Source organism: Rhodococcus sp. M8, assembly GCF_015654185.1.
Taxonomy (GTDB): domain Bacteria; phylum Actinomycetota; class Actinomycetes; order Mycobacteriales; family Mycobacteriaceae; genus Rhodococcus; species Rhodococcus aetherivorans.
Map to the genome: position 1 here is coordinate 734,351 of NZ_CP064065.1, position 23,258 is coordinate 757,608.

Below are 23,258 nucleotides of genomic sequence, written 5' to 3' on the forward strand. Positions count from 1 at the left end.
CCGAGCGTCCGGCGCGTCAGCGCCCGGGGCAGGTGCCGGGGGCGGCGATGCCGGCGAGACGCTGTTCGGTCCAGGTGAGTAGTTCGGGTACGAGCGGGGAGTCCTCCGCGACGAGCCCGAGGTGGTCCCGGCCGGGATAGCTGCGGTAGTCCAGGGCCCAGTTCTCGGCGCAGCGGTCGCGCACGTAGCCGTCCTGCACGGCGGCGGTGACGAGGGAATCGGTGGCGCCCTGCGCGAGCAGGACGGGCACGGCCGTCGTGCCGGTGGGGACGTTCTCCGCGAGGCGGCGGCCGAGGGGTCCGGTGGTGGGGTCGGTGCGCAGCACGGACCGGTCGCGACTGAGCGAGAGTGCCGACAGGACCGAGACGTAGACGGCGGGTTCGGACAGGCACCTTGTCGCCATCTCGCGCACGAGGGTGCGGGCGGCGGGCCCGACGTAAGTGTCGCCGTCGACGTCGTCGTAGACCGCGGTGTAGGCGGCGAGGACGTACGAGGCGAACACGCTGCCGCCGGGAACGGTGTCGAGCCCGGTGGTCAGCGCGACGGTGTCGCTGGCGGGGGCCATCGCGGCGATCCCGGCGACGGGTGTGTCCGGGGCGTAGGTGGGGGCGAGCAGCCCCGCCCACAGGGCCGCGTGCCCGCCCTGGGAGTGCCCCCAGACGACGGTGCGGTCGGCGAGGTCGAGGTGGTCGAGGTGGTGGGCCGCACGCACAGCGTCGAGCACCGAGCGTCCTTCGCCCTGCCCGATCAGGTACGGGTGCGGGCCTGCGGTGCCCAGGCCGACGTAGTCGGTGGCCACCAGGGCCCAGCCGCGGTCGAGGAGCGCGGACTCGGCGGGCAGGGCGCCGGCGCCGAGCGGGTCGTCGAGGAGGGTAGGCGCACAGGGTTCGGCGAAACCGGTGGTCCCGTGGGCCCAGGCGATCACCGGTCGAGGTCCGGGCGGGGCGTTCTTCGCGACCACGACCAGGGCGCTGGCCACGGCGGGCTGGTCGTCGTCGCGGGTGGTGGTGTAGAGGATGCGCCAGGCCTCGGCGCCGTCGGGGACGGCGCGGGTGAACGGTTCGGCGCGCAGCAGCGCGCCGGGATGATCGGGCATCCGGTGCGGTGCGGTGTAGAACGCGTCGACGACGGGGGAGCCGGCGCGCAGGCGGACCGCCACGCCGGCTGCGGCGACGGCCACGAGCAGCGCGAGAACCGCCACGGCCGGTCGCCGGTACCGGGCCGGGGTGCGGGGCGCCGTCGGGGTGGGTCCGGGGGTGCGGTCGTCGAGGGCGGCGAGTCCGTCGCCGATGCGGGCGAGGCCGAAGAACACGGTGCGGATGCCGAACAGGAAGGCGACGACGAGGAACGTGACGTCGGGCCAGCGCCAGGCGAGGACACCGAACACGATGTCGGCGAGGCCGAGGACTGCGGTGGTGAGTCGCTCGTCGAGGTCGCCGCGGGCGGCGCGGACCAGACGCAGGGCGCCGCCGACGACGAGGGCGAGCGCGACGGCGGGGGCGAGCAGATCCAGGGCCCGGCCGAGCCAGGCGAGGACGGCGATGCCGAACCCGATCCAGGCGAGGGCGGTGGCGGTCGCCGCCGCCCCGGCGTGGGAGCGGTACGCGGCGAGCAGGTCGGCGGTGCCGGCGGTGATCGCGGCCAGGCCGATGAGCAGGCCCAGCGCGGACAGTGAGGTCAGCGGTCTCGTCGTGAGCAGCAGGCCGAGCAGCAGGCAGACGAGTCCGAGGAGCACGGACGTCCACCACGGTGCCGTGCGCAGCGCGGCGGTGGCGGCGCGGGCTCTGCGGTGGGGACCGGTCGCGGGCATGTCGTCCTCCCCTGGTGCCGACCGAAATGTCCGGTCGAGTGTGGCACGGTCCGCGGGCGCCCGCCCGGTGATCGGTGCCCGCGGCGGGGTCAGCGGGGGCGGACCTGCACGGTTTGCGCGATCCCTCCGACGGCGCCGTCCTCGTCGTACAGCACCCCGGCGGTCATGCCCACCCCGTCCGGGCCGGTGGACGTCTCGGCGCTGATGCCGACCCACTCGCCGACCGGTTCCCGGAACAGGTGCACCGTCAGGTCGGTGTTGAGGAAGGTCCAGACGGCGGGGTCGAGTTTGGAACCGACACCGTTGGCGACATCGGCGACGGTGAACAGCCGCTCGACCGGGGTCGGGGCCTCGCCCTCGACGAGCGCCAGGTCGGTGCGCAGCCACGCCGCCGACGGCCCCGGCGCCCCGATCGGGGTGATCGTGCGCCAGTCCAGGGTGCGCACGAATCCGGTCTGCCAGAACGCCGAGCCGGGGTGTTCGACGACGCCCTGCGCCGGCGGCGGCAGCGGCGCGTCCGCGGCGTGGGCGACCCCGGGCAGGTCGGCGGTCTGCATGCGCCAGGCGGTGCCACGGGCCACCGCTCGGGGGGTGCCGTCCGGGCCGGCGGCCCACAGCTCGGCGACGACGAGTTCGACCTTGCGGCCGGGGCGGTCGATGCGGGTGCGGACCTCGATCTCGGTCAGCGGCACCGGGCCGAGCAGTTCGACGCAGATGCGGGTCAGTCGGGCGTCGGGGCGGCGGCCGCAGCGTTCGAGGGCGCGGGCCAGCAGCGCCGACGGCGGGGCGCCGTGCTGCATCGTCGGTGCCCACGTGCTGACCGTATGGGCGGTGGGCCGAAACCGTTCGACGGCAGTGCCCCCGTCGCCGGGGCCGCCGTCGATCGGCACGAAGTACGCCGCGTCGCTCACTCGCTCGTTTCCTCCTCGGGACGGGCCGCGCCGGCGGGCTCGTCCGGCCGGCCCGGATAGGGCGGGGCGGTGCCGCCGAATGCCGGGCACCGCACCCGATGATCGCACCACCGGCACAGCGGCCCCGGGTTGGGCCGGAAGTCCCGTGCGTCGGTCGCGGTGCGCACGGCCGCCCAGAGGGCGCGCACGGTGCCCTCGAAGCGGCGCAGTTCGTCCCCGTCGGGGGTGTAGTCGAGTACCTGTCCGTCCGCCAGGTACAGCAGCCGCAGCCGCGCCGGCACCACCCCGCGGGTGCACAGCACCATCAGCGCGTAGAACTTCAGCTGGAACAGCGCCGCCGCCTCGCCGGTCTCGCGGGGTGCCCGGCCGGTCTTGTAGTCGACCACGCGCACCAGCCCCTGGGGGGAGATGTCGATCCGGTCGACGAAGCCCCGCAGCCGCAGCCCGTCGTCCAGTTCGGTTTCCACGCGCAGCTCGCACGCTTGCGGGGTGAACCCGGTGGGATCCTCGAGTGCGAAGTAGCGGGCGACGAGGGCGCGGGCCTCGGTGAGGAACCGGTCGCGCTCGCCCGGGCCGATCACGTCGGCGAGGTCGGGTGCCTCCTCGAGCAGCCGCTGCCACGCCGGTGCCACCAGCTCGCCGGCGGGTCCGGGCCGCCGCTCGGCGGCCGGCAGCGCGAACAACGCCTCGAGGGCTGCGTGGACGACGCTGCCGCGCAGCTGGGCCCGCGACGGGACCTCGGGGATCCGGTCGATCGCCCGGAACCGGTACAGCAGCGGACAGCGTTTGAAGTCGGCGGCGCGCGACGGCGACAGCGCCGGCGTCCGCGGGGCCGCGGGCCGGTCGTCGGTGGGGGGCGTCGTCGCGGCTGTGCTCACACCTGGCAGGGTATGGCCCGGGACCGACACGGTGTCGGTACCGGCGGAGCGGACGAAGGTGGATACGGCGATGGCAACAGGTGGACTCGGGCGCAGCGGACCGTTCGAGGTCGGTGACCGGGTGCAGCTCACCGACGCCAAGGGCCGCAAGTACACGGTGGTGCTCGAGGCGGGCAAGGAGTTCCACACCCACCGCGGCGGCATCCTGCACGACGCGCTCATCGGCACGGACGAGGGCAGCGTCGTCACCTCCACCAACGGCACCCCCTACCTGGCGCTGCGGCCGCTGCTGACCGATTACGTGCTGTCCATGCCGCGCGGGGCGCAGGTGATCTACCCCAAGGACGCCGCGCAGATCGTGCACGAGGGCGACGTGTTCCCCGGCGCCCGGGTGCTCGAGGCGGGCGCCGGTTCGGGTGCGCTGACCTGTTCGCTGCTGCGGGCCGTGGGGCCGACCGGCCGGGTGATCTCCTACGAGGTGCGCGACGACCACGCCGAGCACGCGGTGCGCAACGTCGAGACGTTCTTCGGGGAGCGTCCCGGGAACTGGGATCTCACGGTGGGCGACGTCGCGGACTACGACCTCGACCGGCACGGTCCGGTCGACCGGGTGGTGCTGGACATGCTGGCCCCCTGGGACGCGCTGCCGACGGTGGCGAAGGCGCTGGTACCCGGTGGGGTGCTGATCGTGTACGTGGCGACGGTGACTCAGCTGTCGAAGGTGGTCGAGGCGCTGCGTGAGCAGACCTGCTGGACCGAACCGCGGTCGTGGGAGTCGATGGTGCGCGGCTGGCACGTGGTCGGCCTGGCCGTGCGTCCGGAGCATCGGATGCAGGGGCACACCGCGTTCCTGGTCAGCGCCCGCCGCCTCGCCGAGGGCACCGTCACACCGAAGCCGCAGCGCCGGCCCAGCAAGGGCTGACCGCTCCGGTCCGCACGGCGGCCGAGCCGCCTGATCTCCACGGCGGCCGAGCCGCCTGATCCGCACGGCGGCCGAGCCGCCCCGGTCACGAGCAGTTCAGCGACCCCATCGCCAGGACCTGGCAGGTGCTCTCGTCCGCCAGCCGCCAGGTGCCGTCCTCCCGCTCGAACGTCAGCGGCATCGGGGCGCCGCCGTGCGGACCGGTGACCTGCACGGTTGCCGAGACCGTGTCGTCGTCGACGGCGTTCACGGACTCGACGTCGGCGGTGAGCGGGTAGCCGGCGAGCACCCCGTTGAACTGCTCGAGCAGCGCGCCCCGGTCGTCGCCGTCCTCGACCACCACGGCCTTGTCCGCCGCCGGCACCGCCGGGTCGAAGAACGTCGTCAGTACCGCTTCGAGCTCGCCCTCGGTTGCCGCGGCGGCGGGGCCGGCCGCGGACGTCGTCGCGGCGGAGGATGTGGGCGACCCACCGGCGGAGTCGTCGGCGGCGCAGGCGGGCAGCGCGGTCAGTGCGGCGACGGCGACGGCGGCAGCGGCCCGTCTGGTGCGAGTGGTCACGGGAATCCTTTCGACCCGGCAGAGAGAAAGGCAAGGCTAACATCGGTATCGGGGATTCGGGCCCGCGGCCGTGAGGAGTCCGACACGCATTCGCAGCATGCCGATTTCGCGTCGCACCACACAGTCGGCCGTCTGCCGGTAGCGTGGAAAGACCGATAGTGGAGGGAGTCGCACATGAGCTCGACAGAGAACCCGGATTCGGTTGCGGCGGCACAAGAACTCGAAGCGCTGCGCGCCGAGGCGACCGCCCTGCGGCGGCGGCTCGTCGAACCGTCCGAACAGGTCCGTGACCTCGAGGCCCGGATCGACTCCCTGACCGTGCGCAACGGCAAGCTGATGGACACGCTCAAGGAGGCGCGCCAGCAGCTGATCACCCTGCGCGAGGAAGTCGACCGGCTCGGTCAGCCCCCCAGCGGCTACGGGGTGCTGCTCGGCATCTACGACGATCAGACCGTGGACGTGTTCACCTCCGGCCGCAAGATGCGGGTCACGGTGTCCCCGAACCTCGAACCCGATGGTTTCGTCTCCGGCCAGACGGTCCGGTTGAACGAGGCGCTGACCGTCGTCGAAGCCGGCGGATTCGAGCGGGTCGGAGAGATCACCACCCTGCGCGAGGTCCTCGACGACGGCACCCGCGCTCTCGTCGTCGGACACGCCGACGAGGAGCGCATCGTGTGGCTGGCCGCGCCGCTCGCCGCCGCGGCCGCCGCGGCGGCCGGCACCATCGAGGTGAGCGAGGACGCCGAGCCGTCGTTCAAGCTGCGGCCGGGTGATTCGCTGCTGGTCGACAGCAAGGCCGGCTACGCCTTCGAGCGCATCCCCAAGGCCGAGGTCGAGGACCTCGTCCTCGAGGAGGTTCCCGACGTCGACTACAACGACATCGGTGGCCTCGGCCGGCAGATCGAGCAGATCCGCGACGCGGTGGAACTGCCGTTCCTGCACAAGGACCTGTTCCGTGAGTATGCGCTGCGCCCGCCCAAGGGCGTGCTGCTGTACGGCCCGCCCGGCTGCGGCAAGACCCTCATCGCCAAGGCCGTCGCCAACTCGCTGGCCAAGAAGATCGCCGAGGCCCGCGGCGAGGATTCGAAGGAAGCGAAGTCCTACTTCCTCAACATCAAGGGCCCCGAGCTGCTCAACAAGTTCGTCGGCGAGACCGAACGCCACATTCGGCTGATCTTCCAGCGGGCCCGCGAGAAGGCCTCCGAAGGCACGCCGGTGATCGTGTTCTTCGACGAGATGGACTCGATCTTCCGCACCCGCGGCTCCGGTGTGTCGTCGGATGTCGAGACCACGGTGGTGCCGCAGCTGCTGTCCGAGATCGACGGCGTCGAGGGTCTCGAGAACGTCATCGTGATCGGCGCGTCCAACCGCGAGGACATGATCGACCCGGCGATCCTGCGGCCCGGCCGACTCGATGTGAAGATCAAGATCGAGCGGCCCGACGCCGAGGCGGCGCTGGACATCTTCTCCAAGTACCTCACCGAGGGACTGCCGGTGCACGCCGACGACCTCGCCGAGTTCGGCGGGCACCGCGGGGCGTGCGTGCGCGCCATGATCGAACGGGTCGTCGACCGGATGTACGCCGAGAGCGAGGAGAACCGCTTCCTCGAGGTGACGTACGCCAACGGCGACAAGGAGGTCCTGTACTTCAAGGACTTCAACTCCGGCGCGATGATCCAGAACATCGTCGACCGCGCCAAGAAGTACGCGATCAAGTCGGTACTCGAGACCGGCGCGCCCGGTCTGCGGGTGCAGCACCTGCTCGACTCCATCGTCGACGAGTTCGCCGAGAACGAGGACCTGCCCAACACCACCAACCCGGACGACTGGGCCCGGATCTCCGGCAAGAAGGGCGAACGCATCGTCTACATCCGCACCCTGGTCACCGGCAAGAACGCCAGCGCCAGCCGGGCGATCGACACCGAGTCGAACACGGGCCAGTACCTGTGACGCCGCGCCGGTGGGGTCGCCGCGTCCCGCGGCGGCCCCACCGGCGTGGGACGCGACCGGCAGGAGGCTGACCGTGCCGCTGCCTCGCGCTCTGACCCGGTTCAACAGGGTCGTCACCAACCGGCTCGCCCGGCCGGTGGCCGGACACCTACCGCTGACGGCGGTGATCGAGCACCGCGGCCGGCGTACCGGGCGCCGCTACCGCACCCCGGTGCTGGTGTTCGGTCGCGACGGCGGCTACCGCATCGCCCTGACCTACGGCCCCCGCACCGACTGGGTGCGCAACGTCCTCGCCGCCGGCGGCTGCACCCTGCACACCCGCGGCCGCCGCATCGACCTCGTCGACCCCGTGCTCGGCCGCGACCCGGCCGTGCGGTGGGCGCCGCCCGGCGTCCGCACGGTCCTGCGCGCGACCGGCTCGGTCGAGTATCTCGACGCCGCCGTCGCCCCGTCCGCCGCCCGCCCCGGCCCGCCCGGCCCGGCCGGACCGGCACCGATCACCTAATCTCGACGTCATGCAGCGGATCATCGGCATCGAGGTCGAGTACGGGATCTCCTCACCCAACGAGCCCACAGCGAACCCGATCCTCACGTCCACCCAGGCGGTCCTGGCGTACGCGGCCGCCGAGGGGGTGCCGCGCGCCAAGCGCACCCGCTGGGACTACGAGGTCGAATCCCCACTGCGCGACGCCCGCGGATTCGACCTGGGCCGCTTCAACGGTCCGGCCCCCGTCATCGACGCCGACGAGGTCGGCGCCGCCAACATGATCCTCACCAACGGCGCCCGGCTGTACGTCGACCACGCCCACCCCGAATACTCGGCGCCGGAGGTCACCGACCCCCTCGACGCGGTGATCTGGGACAAGGCCGGCGAACGGGTGATGGAGGCCGCCGCCCGGCACGCCTCGAGCGTGCCCGGCGCGCCGCGCCTGCAGCTGTACAAGAACAACGTCGACGGCAAGGGTGCCTCGTACGGCACCCACGAGAACTACCTCATGGCCCGCGACACCCCGTTCTCGGCGGTGGTGGCCGGGCTGACCCCGTTCTTCGTCTCCCGGCAGGTGATCACCGGTTCCGGCCGGGTCGGCATCGGCCAGTCCGGCGACGAGGCCGGATTCCAGCTGTCCCAGCGCGCCGACTACATCGAGGTCGAGGTCGGGCTCGAGACCACCCTCAAACGCGGCATCATCAACACCCGCGACGAGCCGCACGCCGACGCCGACAAGTACCGGCGCCTGCACGTGATCATCGGCGACGCCAACCTCGCCGAGATGTCGACCTACCTCAAGGTCGGCACCACTGCGCTGGTGCTGGACCTGATCGAGGCCGGGGTGGACCTGTCGGACCTGCAGCTGGCCCGGCCGGTCACCGCCGTGCACCACATCAGCCACGACCCCACGCTGCGCAAGACCGTCGCCCTGACCGACGGCCGTGAGCTGACCGGCCTGGCGTTGCAGCGGATCTACCACGAGCGCGTCGCGAAGTTCCACGACGGCACCGACGACAAGCGGGTGCGCGACATCCTCGACAAGTGGGCGATGATCCTCGACCTGCTCGAACGCGACCCCATGGAGTGCGCGCACCTGCTGGACTGGCCGGCCAAGCTGCGCCTGCTCGAGGGCTTCCGGAACCGGGAGGGCCTGGCGTGGTCGGCGCCGCGGCTGCACCTGGTGGACCTGCAGTACTCCGACGTGCGGCTGGACAAGGGCCTGTACAACCGGCTCGTCGCCCGCGGCTCGATGGAGCGCCTGGTCGCCGAGCAGGATGTGCTCGACGCGGTGCACACCCCGCCGTCGGACACCCGCGCTTTCTTCCGCGGCGAGTGCCTGCGCCGGTTCGGCGCCGACATCGCCGCCGCCAGCTGGGACTCGGTGATCTTCGACCTCGGCGGCGAATCCCTGGTGCGCATCCCCACCCTCGAGCCGCTGCGGGGCAGCCGCGCGCACGTCGGCAAGCTGCTCGACTCGGTGGATTCGGCGGCCCAACTGGTCGACGAACTGACCAGCTGACCCGTCCCGGGCGGGCGCGACACGCGCGTAGTCGCGCGGAGTGTCGCATCTGCTCGGTAGGGTGGAGGTCCGAGCAGTCGGAGCTCGCACCGGCCGAGGCCGGAGCGGGCCCCACGAACGAACGAGGAGGTCGACCGCTATGGCTCAGGAGCGGACCACACGCGGTGGCGGAGGCGACGACGACGAGGTCGTCGGCGACGGCGGTGCCGGTCAGGAACGACGCGAGAAGCTCGCGGCCGAGACCGACGACCTGCTCGACGAGATCGACGACGTGCTCGAGGAGAACGCCGAGGACTTCGTGCGTGCGTACGTGCAGAAGGGCGGCCAGTGACAGCGGAGCGTTCGCCGATCCCGTTCCCCGTCCACCCGCCGCGCATGCCGTTCGGTTCCCCGCTGTCCTCGTTCTCCGACCACCTGCGCATGCATGCGCCGGAACTGCTGCCGGAGAACCGTCCCGGGCTGCGGGGCGTCGACGCGGACATCGCCCCGCACGGCACCACGATCGTCGCCGTGACGTTCGCCGGCGGCGTGCTCATCGCCGGTGACCGGCGCGCCACCATGGGCAACATGGTCGCCAGCCGCGACGTGGAGAAGGTGTTCGTCACCGACAGCTACTCCGCGGCCGGTATCGCCGGCACCGCCGGCCTGGCCATCGAACTCGTGCGCCTGTTCGCGGTCGAGCTCGAACACTACGAGAAGATCGAGGGTGTGCCGCTGACCTTCGACGGCAAGGCCAACCGGCTGTCGTCGATGGTGCGCGGCAACCTCGGGGCCGCGATGCAGGGCCTGGCGGTGGTGCCGCTGCTGGTCGGCTACGACCTCGAGGCCCCGGAACCGCAGCGCGCCGGCCGGATCGTGTCCTACGACGTGGTCGGGGGCCGCTACGAGGAGCGCGCCGGCTACCACGCGGTGGGCTCGGGATCGCTGTTCGCCAAGTCGTCGCTGAAGAAGCTCTACCGCGCCGACGCCGACGAGGCGGCCGCGCTGCGCACCGTCGTCGAGGCGCTCTACGACGCGGCCGACGACGACACCGCCACCGGCGGCCCGGACACCACCCGCGGCATCTATCCCACCGCGGTGGTCATCACCGCCGACGGCGCCACCGAGGTGCCGGAGCAGACCTTGTCGGCGCTGGCCCGCACCGTGGTCGCGGACCGCACCGTCGCCGAGCACGGGCAGGGAGGTGCGCAGTGACGCTGCCGTACTATGCGTCCGCCGAGCAGATCATGCGCGATCGCTCGGAACTGGCGCGCAAGGGCATCGCGCGGGGCCGCAGCGTGGTCGTGCTGATCTACGCCGACGGGGTGGTGTTCGTTGCCGAGAACCCGTCGAAGGCGCTGCACAAGGTCAGCGAGCTCTACGACCGCATCGGGTTCGCCGCGGTCGGCAAGTACAACGAGTTCGAGAACCTGCGGCGCGCCGGGATCGTGCACGCCGACATGCGCGGCTACTCCTACGACCGGCGCGACGTGACCGTGCGGTCGCTGGCCAACGCGTACGCGCAGACCCTGGGCACCATCTTCACCGAGCAGCCCAAGCCGTACGAGGTGGAGATCTGCGTCGCCGAGGTCGGCCGCGCCGACTCCGCCGACACCGCGCAGCTGTATCGCATCACCTACGACGGCTCGATCGTCGACGAACCGCAGTTCGTGGTGATGGGCGGGCACACCGAACCCATCGCCACCGCCCTGCGCGAGTCGTACCGGCCGGGTCTGTCCCTCGCCGAGGCGGTGCAGGTCGCGGTGCAGGCGCTGCAGCAGGTGCCCGCCGCCGGGGCCGAGATCGGCACCCGGGTGCTCGGCCGCGCCGAGCTCGAGGTGGCGGTGCTCGAGAAGCCGCGCCCGCGTCGCGCGTTCCGCCGCATCACCGGCGCCGCGCTCGACCAGTTGCTGCCAGGCACCGGCGAGCGGTCCGGCGACGACACCGGCACCACCGGGCCGGACGGGTCGGGGCCCGTTCAGGGTTCCTGATCGAGGGGCCGGTAGAGGGTGAGCTCGCCGGGGACGCTGCGGAACTCGAACAGCGCGCCCTCGGCGAGCACCTCACCGTCGGTGGCCAGGGCGACCCGGCCGCTGCGCACCCGCACCGACAGCGCCGGCGCTTCGCGCCGCACGTGGATCGGGGATCCGGCGAGGCTGCCGGTGACCGCGGCCGCGAGCAGCCGGGTCCGCGACCAGTGCAGGTCGGCCCGCAGATACCGCACGTCCAGGGTGCCGGTGTCGACGCGGGGCCGTGACATCGGCACCCGGTCGTCCGGCGCGTACCGGCCGCTGCCGACGAACAGCAACCACACCGCGGTGGGCACCCCGTCCAGCGACACCCGCAGCGGGCTCGCGGTCGCGAGGACCGCGGCCAGCGCCGCCGCCGCGGCCGGCCACTTGCCGATCCTCGGCTCCCACCGCTCACGCAGCCGCACCGAGTCCGGATAGCCGCCCACGCTGGCGGTGTTGACGAACACGTGTCCACCCCGGTCGGCACCGTCCGGGCCGGACCGGTCGGCACCGTCCGGGCCGGTGCCGTCCACCCACACCCGGCCGAGGTCGACCCGCAGCGCCTGCCCCCGCTCGACCGCGCGCACGGTCTGCTCCAGGTCGAGCAGCCCGGCGTCGCGGGCGAAGTGGTTCAGGGTGCCGCCCGGGAACACCGCCAGCGGCAGCCCGTGCGCGACGGCCGCGCTCGCCGCGGCCCGCACGGTGCCGTCCCCGCCGTGGACGCCGAGCGCTGCGGGGGTGTGCTCGGCGACGAACCGGTCCAGCTGGGCGGTGAACTCCTCGTCCGGGTCGAGGGTGACCACCCGTGCCTGGGGCAGCGCCGCCGCGATCACGCCCGCGTCGTCGTCGCGGCCGGCGCCGGGGTTGACCAGCACCAGCAGGTCCCGGCCCTGCGGCAGGGCCGGGGCCGGGCCGGGCGGGCCCAGCCGGGCGGGCTCGTCGGGGCGCACCGCCCACCAGCGGCGCGTGGCCAGGGCCACCGCCGCACCGACGGCGACGCCGGTGACCACGTCGGCCGGCCAGTGCACCCCGGTGTGCACCCGGGAGTAGGCGACCGCCGCGGCCACCGGCGCGAGCAACGCCCCCGTCATCGGGGATTCGAGGGCCATCCCGGTGGTGAACGCCGCCGCCGACGCCGAATGCCCGGACGGGAACGACGACGAGCGCGGCGTCGGCAGCGAGCGGCGCAGCGGGCCGTCCTGCCGGGCCGGGGGCCGGCGGCGTGGCAGCAGCGGCTTGAGCACCCCGTTGGCCAGGGCACTGGCCCCGGCCAGCGCCAGCATGCCCCGGACGGCGCCGCGGCGGGGCCGGCCGCCGATCGCGGCGCACGCCGCCGCGCAGCTCATCCACAGCCGACCGTGGTCGGCGGCTCGGCTCAGGCCCCGCAGCACGGGGTCGGCGGGGGAGGGACGCAGGGCGGCGCTGCCGGCGAACAGGGACCGGTCCAGGCGCGCCAGCGGGGCGGGAGCGAAGATCACGGGTACAACCGTAATCTCCTTGCGGCTCATGCTCGGTGGTTCCGCGCGGTACTGTCGAAGTGTGCAGCGACGAATCATGGGCATCGAGACGGAGTTCGGCGTCACGTGCACCTTCCACGGGCACCGGCGGCTGAGCCCCGACGAGGTCGCCCGGTATCTGTTCCGTCGGGTGGTGTCCTGGGGCCGCAGCTCGAACGTGTTCCTCCGCAACGGGGCGCGCCTGTACCTGGACGTGGGTTCACACCCGGAGTACGCGACCGCCGAATGCGACGACCTCCTCCAGCTCGTCGAGCACGACCACGCCGGGGAGCGGGTGCTCGAGGAATTGCTGATCGACGCCGAACAGCGCCTCGCCGAGGAGGGCATCGGCGGCGACATCTACCTGTTCAAGAACAACACCGACTCGGCCGGCAACTCCTACGGCTGCCACGAGAACTACCTCGTGGTGCGGGCCGGGGAGTTCTCCCGCATCTCGGACGTGCTGCTGCCGTTCCTGGTGACGCGGCAGCTGATCTGCGGCGCCGGGAAGGTGCTGCAGACCCCCAAGGCCGCGACCTACTGCCTGTCGCAGCGCGCCGAGCACATCTGGGAGGGCGTGTCGTCGGCGACCACCCGGTCCCGGCCGATCATCAACACCCGTGACGAGCCGCACGCCGACGCCGAGAAGTACCGGCGGCTGCACGTGATCGTCGGCGACTCGAACATGTCCGAGCCCACCACGATGCTCAAGGTCGGCTCCGCGTCGCTGGTGCTCGAGATGATCGAGGCCGGCGTGGCGTTCCGCGACTTCGCCCTCGACAACCCGATCCGGGCCATCCGGGAGGTCAGCCACGACCTGACCGGGCGGCGGCCGGTGCGCCTGGCCGGGGGCCGGCAGGCCAGCGCCCTCGACATCCAGCGCGAGTACCACGGCCGGGCGGTGGAGTACCTGCGCACCCGCGAACCCGATCCGCACGTCGAGCAGGTGGTGGATCTGTGGGGCCGGGTGCTCGACGCGGTCGAGTCGCAGGACTTCGCGAAGGTGGACACCGAGATCGACTGGGTGATCAAACGCAAGTTGTTCCAGCGCTACCAGGACCGCTACGACCTGGAGCTGTCCGACCCGAAGATCGCCCAGCTGGATCTGGCGTACCACGACATCAAGCGCGGGCGCGGGGTGTTCGATCTGCTCCAGCGCAAGGGGCTGGCGGCGCGGCTGACCGACGACGAGTCCGTCGACGCGGCCGTGCACACGCCGCCGCAGACCACCCGGGCGAAGCTGCGCGGCGACTTCATCGCCGCCGCGCAGGACGCCGGCCGGGACTTCACCGTGGACTGGGTGCACCTCAAGCTCAACGACCAGGCGCAGCGCACGGTGCTGTGCAAGGACCCGTTCCGCTCCGTCGACGAGCGCGTCGAACGGCTCATCGCCTCGATGTAGCGTGCCGCGGGTCGTCCGCGTCCGGTAACCGGGTCGGCCGGCGGGCGGGGGATTAGGCTGCACCGCGTGGCGAATTCCAAAGTCGAGCGGCTGGTGAACCTGGTCATCTGCCTGCTGTCCACCCGCCAGTTCCTCACCGCCGAGAAGATCCGCGCCTCCGTCGCCGGATACGACGAATCGGGCAGCGACGAAGCGTTCAGCCGCATGTTCGAACGCGACAAGAACGAGCTGCGCGACCTGGGCATCCCACTCGAGACCGGCATGCCGTCGCGGTTCTCCACCGTCGAGGGCTACCGCATCAACCGCGACGCCTACGAACTGCCCGAGATCGAGCTGACCAGCGCCGAGGCGGCCGCCGTCGCGGTGGCGGCGGCGCTGTGGGAGTCGCCGGAGCTCACCTCCGCGGCGCAGGGCGCGCTGCTCAAGCTGCGCGCCGCCGGGGTGCAGGTCGATGCCGACCCGGCGGGCGCGATCACCGCGATGCCGACCCGCAGCCGCGGCTCCGAGCCGGTGCTGGGGCAGGTGCTCGCCGCCGTCGACACGCGCCGCGCGGTGCGCTTCCGGCACCGCAGTTCCCCGACCGACCCGTGGACCGAGCGCACCGTCGAACCGTGGGGCGTGGTCACCGTGCACGGCCGCTGGTACCTGGTGGGGTTCGACCGGGACCGGGGGGCGCCGCGCACCTTCCGGCTCTCCCGCATCGACGACGACGTCACCGCGTTCGGCCCCGCCGGGGCCGTGCGGATCCCCGACGGGGTGGACCTGCGGGCACACGCCCTGACCGCCACCACCTCCGGCGACGTGACCGGGCACGCCCGCGTATGGGTCGCGGACGGGCGCGCGTTCGAACTGCGCCGGCTCGGCACCGAGCACGAGCGCCGCGCGGTCGGCGACCGTCCCGGCACCGTCCTCGACGTGCCGGTGCGGTCGTGGGAGTGGATCGGGCGGGTGATCGCCGGGCAGGGCGCCGACGCGCTGGTGCTCGACCCGCCGGAACTGCGCGCGGAGGTGCGCCGCATCCTCACCCGGGTGCTGGCCACCACCACGACGGCCACCGTCGGTGCCGTCTCGAACAGCGGCGGCGGTGCCGACCGGGGGGAGAGCCGATGAGCACACGACTGTCCGGGCGGTTGACCCGGCTGCTGAACCTGGTGCCGTACTTCACGGCCCATCCGGGGATCAGCGCCGCCGAGGCCGCCCGCGATCTCGGGGTCACCCCGAAACAGATCATGGACGACCTGAACCAGCTGTGGGTGTGCGGGCTGCCCGGCTACGGTCCCGGCGACCTAATCGACCTCTCGTTCTCCGAGGACAGCATCGTCGTCACCTTCACCGCCGGGATCGACCGGCCGTTGCGGCTGACGTCCACCGAGGCCACGGCGCTGCTGGTGGCGTTGCGGTCGCTGGTGGAGATGCCCGGCGTGGTCGACCCAACCGCGGCGCTCGGGGCGATCGCGAAGATCGAGGCCGCCGCCGGCACCGCGGCCGCCGCCGACCGCACGCCCGCCCCCGCGCAGCCCGTCGCCGAGGATCCGGTCGCGGCGACCGTGCGCTCGGCGGTGCAGCACCGCCGGGTGCTGCACCTGACCTACTACTCGGCCTCCCGCGATGCGGTGTCCGAACGCGACGTCGATCCGATCCGGATCGTGCTGGTCGGCGAACACACCTACCTGCAGGCCTGGTGCCGGGCCGCCGAAGGGGTGCGGCTGTTCCGGTTCGACCGCATCGACGCCGCCACCGAACTCGACGAACCGGCGGACCCGCCCGAACGGGCGCTGCGCGAGGACGACCACCTCGACCTGTTCGCCGGCGACCCGACGCTGCCGGCGGCCCGGCTGCGGATCGACCCCGGCTACGGGTGGCTGCTCGACTACTACCCGCTGACCGACGTGCGGGTGCACGACGACGGGGTCATCGACGCGGTGATGCACTACGCGTCGCTGGACTGGATGGCGCGGTTGACCGTCGGCCTCGGCGCGGGGGTCAGTGTGCTGGGTCCGCCGGAGCTGGTCGCGGCGGTGCGGGACCGGGCGCAGGCCGCCCTGGCCGCGTACGACGCTCCCGCCGGGAACGGGCTGTGAACCTGCTCCGAACTCGTCGTGAACGCCCCTGTGCGGCGCGCCGGTGCAGGGTCGGTCCGGTAGCATCGACGCCAGCAGATCAGTGGAGGTTGATAATGGGTGCAATGAGCCCCTGGCACTGGGCCATCGTCGCGATCGTCGTGATCATCCTGTTCGGTTCGAAGAAGCTGCCCGACGCGGCCCGCGGTCTCGGCCGGTCGCTGCGCATCTTCAAGAGCGAGGTCAAGGAGATGCAGAACGACGACGCGCGCCCCGCGCAGCAGCAGGCTCCGAGCCCGTTGCCGCCGGCCCAGCCGGCCCCGGCCCCCGTGGAGCCGCAGCCGCAGACGCCGCAGCCCGAATCACGTTCGGCCTGACCGTATTTCCCTGACCGGGGCATCCGTGCGGATGTCCCGGTCCTCCGCTGATCCCGGCGGCCGTGACAGGAGCTGAGAACCGCACCGTGCGCATCCCGTTCGATCCGCGTCGAAGCCGGCGCAAGACCAATCCCGACGGCACCATGTCGCTGGTCGAGCACCTCTACGAACTGCGCACCCGCCTGCTCATCGCCCTCGCCGCCGTGGTGCTCACCACGATCGTCGGGTTCGTCTGGTACAGCGCCGGCCTGTTCGGGCTCCCGAGCCTCGGCGAGATCCTGCGCGGCCCCTACTGTGATCTGCCGGCGTCCGCGCGCGCCGACATCAGCGCCGACGACAGCTGCCGGCTGCTCGCCACGGGACCGTTCGAACAGTTCATGCTGCGGCTGAAGGTGGCGCTGACCGCGGGCATCGTGCTGGCCTGCCCGATCTGGCTGTACGAGCTGTGGGCGTTCATCACCCCCGGCCTGTATGCCAAGGAACGCCGTTATGCGATCGGCTTCGTCGTCTCCGGCGCGGTGCTGTTCGTCGCCGGCGCGGTCCTGGCCTACCTGGTGGTCTCGCACGCGTTGTCGTTCCTGCTCACCGTCGGTAACGACGTGCAGGTCACCGCGCTGTCGGGCTCGGAGTACTTCGGGTTCATCATCAACCTGCTCGTGATCTTCGGGGTGTCCTTCGAGATTCCCCTCGTCATCGTCGCGCTCAACGCCGTCGGGGTGCTCAGCTACGCCAAGCTCAAGTCGTGGCGGCGGGGGCTGATCATGGCGATGTTCGTCTTCGCCGCCATCGCCACGCCCGGCCAGGACCCGTTCTCGATGCTGGCGCTGGCCGCGGCCCTGACCCTGCTGCTCGAACTCGCCATCCAGCTCGCCCGCCTCAACGACAGGCGCCGCGCCCGCCGCGACCGGGAACAGGGCTGGGGCGACCTCGACGACGACGAGAGCTCCCCGATCACGGCACCCACCCCGGTGCCCGCGCCCACCTCGACGGTGCCGCCCGGCCCCACGGCCCGGCCCGCGCCGCCCGACTACTCCGACACCCTCTAGCCGCCGCCTGTGACCGACTCCACCGACACCGGATCCACCGCGACCGCGCTGCCGCCCCGGCTCGCCGAATTCGCCGCCGAGCTGTCCTTCCCGCTCGATCCGTTCCAGGTGCAGGCCTGCCGCGCCCTCGAGGGCGGGCACGGCGTGCTCGTGTGCGCCCCCACCGGCGCCGGCAAGACCGTCGTCGGTGAGTTCGCCGTGCACCTGGCGCTGCGCGCCGGCAGCAAGTGCTTCTACACCACCCCGATCAAGGCGTTGAGCAACCAGAAGTACGCCGATCTCGTCGCCCGCTACGGCAAGGCCTCGGTCGGCCTGCTCACCGGCGATCAGTCCGTCAACCCGGATGCCCCGGTGGTGGTGATGACCACCGAGGTGCTGCGCAACATGCTCTACGCCTCCTCGACCACCCTGATCGGGCTGACCCACGTGGTGATGGACGAGGTGCACTTCCTCGCCGACCGGTTCCGCGGCGCGGTGTGGGAGGAGGTCATCCTGCACCTGCCCGAGGACGTGCGCCTGGTCAGCCTGTCCGCCACCGTCTCCAACGCCGAGGAGTTCGGCGACTGGATGGAGACCGTGCGCGGCGACACCACCGTCGTCGTCGACGAGGTGCGGCCCATCCCGCTGCACCAGCACGTCATGGTCGGCCCCCGCATCTTCGACCTGTTCGAATCCACCGCGCACCCGGCCGCCGCGGACGGCACCGGCCGCCGCGGCGTCGTGGTCAACCGCGAACTCGTCGAGCAGGTGCGCCGCCGCGCCGCCCTCGACTCGACCGGCCGGTGGGGCAGTCCCCGCGGGCGCATCGGGTTCCGGCCGCTGCCGCGTCCGGAGGTCGTCGCCCGCCTCGACCGGGAGGGGCTGTTGCCGGCGATCACCTTCGTGTTCAGCCGTGCCGGCTGCGACGCCGCCGTCGGCCAGTGCCTGCGCGCCGGTCTGCACCTGGCCTCCGACGCCGAGACCGCGCAGATCCGGGCCATCGTCGACGAACACACCGGCGACCTGCCGCGCGCCGACCTCGAGGTGCTCGGCTTCCGGGAGTGGCGCGCCGCCCTCGAACGCGGCATCGCCGCCCACCACGCCGGCATGCTCCCGGCCTTCCGGCACACCGTCGAGGACCTGTTCGTCCGCGGCCTGGTGCGGGCGGTGTTCGCCACCGAAACCCTCGCCCTGGGCATCAACATGCCGGCCCGCACCGTGGTGCTCGAGAAGCTGGTCAAGTACAACGGCGAAACCCACGCCGAGCTCACCCCCGGCGAGTACACCCAGCTCACCGGGCGGGCCGGGCGCCGCGGCATCGACGTCGAGGGCCACGCGGTGGTGCTGTGGCAGCCGGGCCTCGAGCCCGCCGACGTCGCCGGGCTCGCCTCCACCCGCACCTTCCCGCTGCGCAGCTCGTTCCGCCCGTCGTACAACATGGCGGTCAACCTGATCGACGCGGTCGGCGCCGAGCACTCCCGGGCGCTGCTCGAACGGTCCTTCGCCCAGTTCCAGGCGGACAAGTCGGTCGTCGGCCTGACCCGCGGCATCGAACGCAACGAGAAGGCCCTCGCCAAGCTCCGCGATCAGCTCGGCGGCGAGGACGGCGACATCATCGACTACCTGCAGCTGCGTGAGGAACTCACCCAGCTCGAACGCCGACGCGAACGCCAGGCCCGGCAGGACCGCCGGCAGGCCGCGGTCGCGTCGCTGCTCGCGCTGCGCCGCGGCGACATCGTCGCCATCCCCGGCGGCCGGCGCACCGGACTGGCCGTCGTCCTCGAAACCGACACCGACGTCACCGACCCCCGGCCCCTGGTGGTCACCGCGGACGCCTGGTCCGGGCGGGTGTCGGCCGCGGACTTCCCGGCACCGGCCACCGCGCTCGGCAAGCTCCGGCTGCCCCGGCACGCCGACGCCCGCACCGCCCGGGCCCGCCGTGACCTCGCGTCGGCGCTGCGCAGCACCGGGATTTCCGCGCCGCGCCGCCCCAAGCACGCCAAGAACGGCGACACCCGCGAGATCGACGACCTGCGGCGGCGCCTGCGCCGGCACCCGGCCCACCAGCATCCCGACCTCGACCGACTCGCCCGGCTCGGGGAACGCTACAACCGGCTCGGCCGGGAGGTCGCACAGATGCGCCGCCAGTCCGCGGCCACCACCAACTCCCTCGCTCGCACCTTCGAGCGGATCGTCGCGTTGCTGACCGAGCGGGGCTACCTCACCGCCGGCGACGACCCGTCGACCACCGAGGCGGGGGAGCGGCTCGCCCGCATCTACAGCGAGAGCGACCTGCTCGTCGCCGAATGCCTGCGCCACGGCGTGTGGGCGGGACTCTCGCCCGCCGAGCTCGCCGCGGTGGTCTCGGCGGTGGTGTACGAGGCGCGCGTCGAGGAGGGCGCCACCGAGTACGGGCCCACCGGGCCGCTGCGCCGCGCGCTCGCCGACACCGTCCGCCTGTGCGGGCAGCTGCGCGCCGACGAGGTTCGCTTCAAGCTGCCCCCCACCCGCGAACCGGATCCCGGGTTCGTCGATGCCATCTACACGTGGGTGAGCACCCAGTCGTTGACGGAGGCCCTGATCGCCGCCGGGGCCGCCGGACGCGACCTTTCGGCGGGCGACTTCGTGCGCTGGTGCCGGCAGGTGATCGATCTGCTCGACCAGATCCGCACCGGCGCGGTCGACCCTCAGATCGCGAAGACCGCCGCCCGGGCGATCGGCGCGATCCGGCGCGGTGTCGTCGCGGTCGATGCGGCGTGACGACACCGCGTGTGGTTTGATACGCGCGCTGCCACACGGCTTTCTCGTGGTGGGTGGGGCGCTACGGCTACGGTAATTGGACACAGCGAAGGCAGGTGGAGGCGACAATGAGCGGTCCGCACGACCCGCAGGATTCCGACGATTCGACCAAGCAGTGGGCGCCGTCGCCCCCGCCGTCCTCCGGAGCCGAGCAGGGGCCGGCCCCGACGCAGGCGTTCGGCACGCCGCAGCAGGGGCAGCCCGCCGGCCAGCAGTGGGGCCCACCGGGTCAGCAGACCCCCGGCCAGCCGCAGCAGGGTCAGCCGCAGTGGGGGCAGCAACCCGGCCAGGGCCAAACCCCCGGCCAGCAGTGGGGCCAGCAGCCCGGCCAGGGCCAGCAGTGGGGACAGCCCCAGCAGGGTCAGCCCCAGTGGGGGCAGCAACCCGGCCAGGGCCAGCAGTGGGGCCAGCCGGGTCAGCAGACCCCCGGCCAGCCGCAACAGGGCCAGCCCCAGTGGGGGCAGCAGCCCGGCCAGGGCCAGCAGTGGGGACAACCCCAGCAGGGTCAGCCCCAGTGGGGGCAGCAACCCGGCCAGGGTCAGCAGTGGGGGTCGACCGGTGCGAGCCAATGGAATGCCGGTGCGCCGCAGCAGAAGTCGAAGACCGGGCTGATCGTCGGCCTGGCCGTCGCCGGGCTCGTGGTGATCGGCGCGATCATCGGCGCCGTGCTGCTCCTCGGCGGCAACGACACCCTCGACCCCGAGGCCGCGCAGGCCGGTGTCGAGAAGGTCCTCACCGAGTCCTACGGCGCCACCGACGTCTCCGACGTGCAGTGCCCGGACGGTGAAGAAGTCAAGGCGGGCAACAGCTTCGAGTGCACCCTCACGGTGGACGGCCAGTTCCGGTCGGTGACGGTGACCTTCACCGACGACGAGGGCACCTACGAGGTCAGCCGCCCCAACTGAGCGCGCCGGTCCGTCGCCCTCACCCCGCGGCCAACGCCGCGGTCAACCGGGCGACGGACCGCCCGATCCCCAGCTCCTGCGCCAGCCGCTCCAGCGCCTGCGGATCGACCGGGGTGGACGGCACCGTGTCCGGCCGCGACACCCGGACGGGGGCGTCGGTGGCGACCCGCACCACCGGCACCGCCGCGTCGAGATACGCGCCGGCGTCGATCAGCTTGCCGCGCACCCCCTTCGCCAGCCCCGACTCCGGGTCCACCGCTGCCGCGCGCAGCGCCGTCAGCGACCCGTACTGCAGCAGCAGGGTCGACGCGGTCTTCTCCCCGACGCCCTTCACCCCCGGCAACCCGTCCGACGGGTCCCCGCGCAGCGCCGCCAGCTCGGCGTAGGCCGCGCCGGCCCGCTCGGGTGGCAGCCCGTACCGCGCCGCCACCTCGGGCGGCCCGAACAGCTCGGCCTTGGCCAGGCCCCGCCCGACGTACAGCACCCGCACCGGCACCGAGCCGTCGCGCACCACCTGCAGCAGGTCCCGGTCCCCGCTGACCACCAGCACCGGATCCCGGGACTCACCGGCGGCGAGAGTACCGATCACGTCGTCGGCCTCGAACCCGGCCGCGCCGGCGGTGGCGAGGCCGGCGGCGGCCAGCACGTCGGTGATCATCGGCACCTGCGACGGCAACGCCGCCGGCACCTCCTCGACGGTGCCGTCCGAACCGGCGGCCACCCGGTGCGCTTTGTAACTCGGCACCGCCGCCACCCGGAACGCCGGCCGCCAGTCCAGATCCAGGCACACCACCAGCCGCGCCGGCCGATGCTTGGTGATCAGCGACGCCACCATGTCGGTGAACCCGCGCACCGCGTTGACCGGGCGGCCGTCCGGGGCGGTGAGCGACTCGGGCAGCGCGTGGAACGCGCGGAACCACAGGCTCGCCCCGTCGAGCAGCATCAACGGGCCGGTGGGGGGCACGGGGGCGGCGGACGCCGGCGTCGCAGTCACGACGATCATCCTGCCAAACGCCACTACGCTGTCCGCATGAATTCCCCCGCGCGCCGCTTCCCCGCCTCCGCATACGCCGACCGCCTCGCCCGGGCCGCCGCCCTCGGCCGCGACGCCGGCCTCGACGCGCTGCTCGTCACCCCCGGCCCGGACCTGCGCTACCTCCTCGGTTCGCGGGCGGAATCGTTCGAACGGCTCACCTGCCTGGTGGTGCCCACCGACGGCGCCCCCGCCTCCGTCGTCGTGCCGCGGCTCGAGCTGGCCGCCCTCACCGACTCCGCCGCCGCGGACCTGAACCTGCCGGTGCACGACTGGGTCGACGGGCAGGACCCGTACGCGCAGGTGGCGGCGCTGCTGCCGGAGCGCCCGCGCACCGCGGTCGCCGACGCCATGCCCGCCCTGCACCTGGTGCCGCTCGCGACCCGGTTCGCGGTGCCGCCCGTGCTGGCGACGGAGGTGGTGCGGCAGCTGCGCATGATCAAGGACGACGCGGAGGTCGAGGCGCTGCGCCGCGCCGGCGCCGCCATCGACCGGGTGCACGCGCAGATGGGACGGTGGCTGCGGCCCGGGCGCACCGAGGCGCAGGTCGCGGCCGACATCACCGCCGCGATCGTCGCCGAGGGCCACACCGAGGCCGCGTTCGTCATCGTCGGCTCCGGCCCGCACGGCGCCGACCCCCACCACGAGGTCTCCGACCGGGTCCTCGAACCCGGCGACGTCGTGGTCGTCGACATCGGCGGCCCGGTCGAGCCCGGCTACTACTCCGACTCCACCCGCACCTACAGCCTCGGCGCGCCCGCCGCGGACGTCGCGGCGAAGGTGGCGCTGCTCGAGGCCGCGCAGCAGGCGGCCGTCGACGCGGTCCGGCCCGGGGTCAGCGCTGCCTCGGTCGACGCCGCCGCCCGCGACGTGCTCGCCGCGCACGGCCTCGCCGAGGTGTTCGTGCACCGCACCGGGCACGGCATCGGGCTGTCCGTGCACGAGGAGCCGTACATCGTCGACGGCAACACCGATGTGCTGCGGCCCGGGATGGCGTTCAGCATCGAACCGGGCATCTACTTCCGCGGCGCATGGGGTGCGCGCATCGAGGACATCGTGGTGGTCACCGAGGACGGCTGCGAGCCGCTCAACCACCGGCCGCACGGCCTGACCGAGCTGCCGGGATGACCG

At 72.9% G+C, this 23,258-nt stretch carries 21 protein-coding genes; 15 read left to right on the plus strand and 6 right to left on the minus strand.

Annotated elements, in window-relative coordinates:
• Positions 1-16: 16 nt before the first annotated feature.
• The 3 genes from ISO16_RS03395 to ISO16_RS03405 all read right to left on the minus strand — a co-directional run bounded on the left by ISO16_RS03395 (position 17) and on the right by ISO16_RS03405 (position 3,599).
• Positions 17-1,810, minus strand: a complete 1,794-nt coding sequence (locus tag ISO16_RS03395) for an alpha/beta fold hydrolase (protein WP_072635270.1) — start codon at positions 1,808-1,810, stop codon at positions 17-19.
• Positions 1,811-1,899: 89 nt separating this feature from the next.
• Entirely contained in the window at positions 1,900-2,721 is an 822-nt protein-coding gene (locus ISO16_RS03400; protein ID WP_072635271.1) for a thioesterase family protein, read from the minus strand.
• Complete coding sequence (locus tag ISO16_RS03405; protein ID WP_072635272.1) at positions 2,718-3,599, minus strand: RecB family exonuclease; 882 nt, start codon at positions 3,597-3,599, stop codon at positions 2,718-2,720. The genes ISO16_RS03400 and ISO16_RS03405 overlap by 4 nt, the downstream gene beginning before the upstream one ends.
• Positions 3,600-3,669: 70 nt before the next feature.
• Between ISO16_RS03405 and ISO16_RS03410 the strand changes: the two genes are divergently transcribed.
• Positions 3,670-4,521 (plus strand): tRNA (adenine-N1)-methyltransferase, encoded by an 852-nt coding sequence (locus tag ISO16_RS03410; protein ID WP_072635326.1) that lies wholly within the window; start codon positions 3,670-3,672, stop codon positions 4,519-4,521.
• A gap of 85 nt (positions 4,522-4,606) precedes the next feature.
• Here the strand turns inward: ISO16_RS03410 and ISO16_RS03415 are convergent, their stop codons facing one another.
• A complete protein-coding gene (locus ISO16_RS03415) occupies positions 4,607-5,080 on the minus strand; it encodes a hypothetical protein (RefSeq protein WP_072635273.1) in 474 nt (157 codons plus the stop codon).
• Between the two features lie 174 nt (positions 5,081-5,254).
• On the opposite strand from ISO16_RS03415, the gene arc reads away from it, so the two are divergent.
• The 6 genes from arc to prcA all read left to right on the plus strand — a co-directional run bounded on the left by arc (position 5,255) and on the right by prcA (position 11,009).
• Entirely contained in the window at positions 5,255-7,030 is a 1,776-nt protein-coding gene (arc, locus tag ISO16_RS03420) for a proteasome ATPase (protein ID WP_072635274.1), read from the plus strand.
• A gap of 73 nt (positions 7,031-7,103) precedes the next feature.
• Entirely contained in the window at positions 7,104-7,535 is a 432-nt protein-coding gene (locus tag ISO16_RS03425; RefSeq protein ID WP_072635275.1) for a nitroreductase family deazaflavin-dependent oxidoreductase, read from the plus strand.
• Between the two features lie 10 nt (positions 7,536-7,545).
• Positions 7,546-9,039 (plus strand): depupylase/deamidase Dop, encoded by a 1,494-nt coding sequence (gene dop, locus ISO16_RS03430; RefSeq protein ID WP_006931182.1) that lies wholly within the window; start codon positions 7,546-7,548, stop codon positions 9,037-9,039.
• 139 nt (positions 9,040-9,178) lie between these two features.
• Positions 9,179-9,370 (plus strand): ubiquitin-like protein Pup, encoded by a 192-nt coding sequence (locus ISO16_RS03435; protein ID WP_003937722.1) that lies wholly within the window; start codon positions 9,179-9,181, stop codon positions 9,368-9,370.
• Positions 9,367-10,233, plus strand: a complete 867-nt coding sequence (gene prcB, locus ISO16_RS03440) for a proteasome subunit beta (RefSeq protein WP_072635276.1) — start codon at positions 9,367-9,369, stop codon at positions 10,231-10,233. Before ISO16_RS03435 ends, prcB begins: the two co-directional genes overlap by 4 nt.
• Positions 10,230-11,009, plus strand: a complete 780-nt coding sequence (prcA, locus tag ISO16_RS03445; protein WP_006931185.1) for a proteasome subunit alpha — start codon at positions 10,230-10,232, stop codon at positions 11,007-11,009. The genes prcB and prcA overlap by 4 nt, the downstream gene beginning before the upstream one ends.
• Here prcA and ISO16_RS03450 read toward each other — a convergent pair.
• On the minus strand, positions 10,997-12,538 hold the full coding sequence (locus ISO16_RS03450) for a phosphatase PAP2 family protein (protein ID WP_072635277.1): 1,542 nt from the start codon (positions 12,536-12,538) through the stop codon (positions 10,997-10,999). The genes prcA and ISO16_RS03450 overlap by 13 nt on opposite strands.
• Before the next feature lie 31 nt (positions 12,539-12,569).
• On the opposite strand from ISO16_RS03450, the gene pafA reads away from it, so the two are divergent.
• The 7 genes from pafA to ISO16_RS03485 all read left to right on the plus strand — a co-directional run bounded on the left by pafA (position 12,570) and on the right by ISO16_RS03485 (position 21,094).
• The gene (pafA, locus tag ISO16_RS03455; protein ID WP_006931187.1) at positions 12,570-13,928 is read left to right on the plus strand and encodes a Pup--protein ligase; all 1,359 of its coding nucleotides are present in this window, start codon (positions 12,570-12,572) and stop codon (positions 13,926-13,928) included.
• A 66-nt stretch (positions 13,929-13,994) separates the two neighbouring features.
• A complete protein-coding gene (locus ISO16_RS03460) occupies positions 13,995-15,038 on the plus strand; it encodes a helix-turn-helix transcriptional regulator (RefSeq protein ID WP_072635278.1) in 1,044 nt (347 codons plus the stop codon).
• Positions 15,035-16,009: a helix-turn-helix transcriptional regulator gene (locus tag ISO16_RS03465; protein ID WP_050035262.1), complete on the plus strand. Its 975-nt coding sequence runs from the start codon at positions 15,035-15,037 to the stop codon at positions 16,007-16,009. Before ISO16_RS03460 ends, ISO16_RS03465 begins: the two co-directional genes overlap by 4 nt.
• Positions 16,010-16,104: 95 nt before the next feature.
• On the plus strand, positions 16,105-16,365 hold the full coding sequence (tatA, locus tag ISO16_RS03470) for a Sec-independent protein translocase subunit TatA (RefSeq protein ID WP_006945773.1): 261 nt from the start codon (positions 16,105-16,107) through the stop codon (positions 16,363-16,365).
• Between the two features lie 86 nt (positions 16,366-16,451).
• Positions 16,452-17,411 carry a twin-arginine translocase subunit TatC gene (gene tatC / locus ISO16_RS03475; protein ID WP_029543765.1) on the plus strand — a complete coding sequence of 320 codons (960 nt, stop codon included), beginning with the start codon at positions 16,452-16,454 and terminating at the stop codon, positions 17,409-17,411.
• A gap of 9 nt (positions 17,412-17,420) precedes the next feature.
• A complete protein-coding gene (locus tag ISO16_RS03480; protein ID WP_072635279.1) occupies positions 17,421-20,150 on the plus strand; it encodes a DEAD/DEAH box helicase in 2,730 nt (909 codons plus the stop codon).
• Between the two features lie 107 nt (positions 20,151-20,257).
• Positions 20,258-21,094: a DUF4333 domain-containing protein gene (locus ISO16_RS03485; protein WP_072635327.1), complete on the plus strand. Its 837-nt coding sequence runs from the start codon at positions 20,258-20,260 to the stop codon at positions 21,092-21,094.
• 19 nt (positions 21,095-21,113) lie between these two features.
• On the opposite strand, the gene ISO16_RS03490 is transcribed toward ISO16_RS03485, so the two are convergent.
• Positions 21,114-22,097, minus strand: coding sequence for a 5'-3' exonuclease (locus ISO16_RS03490; RefSeq protein ID WP_044476482.1), 984 nt, complete (start codon positions 22,095-22,097; stop codon positions 21,114-21,116).
• A gap of 27 nt (positions 22,098-22,124) precedes the next feature.
• Between ISO16_RS03490 and ISO16_RS03495 the strand changes: the two genes are divergently transcribed.
• Positions 22,125-23,255 carry a M24 family metallopeptidase gene (locus ISO16_RS03495; RefSeq protein ID WP_006945767.1) on the plus strand — a complete coding sequence of 377 codons (1,131 nt, stop codon included), beginning with the start codon at positions 22,125-22,127 and terminating at the stop codon, positions 23,253-23,255.
• The last annotated feature ends 3 nt before the right edge of the window (positions 23,256-23,258 follow it).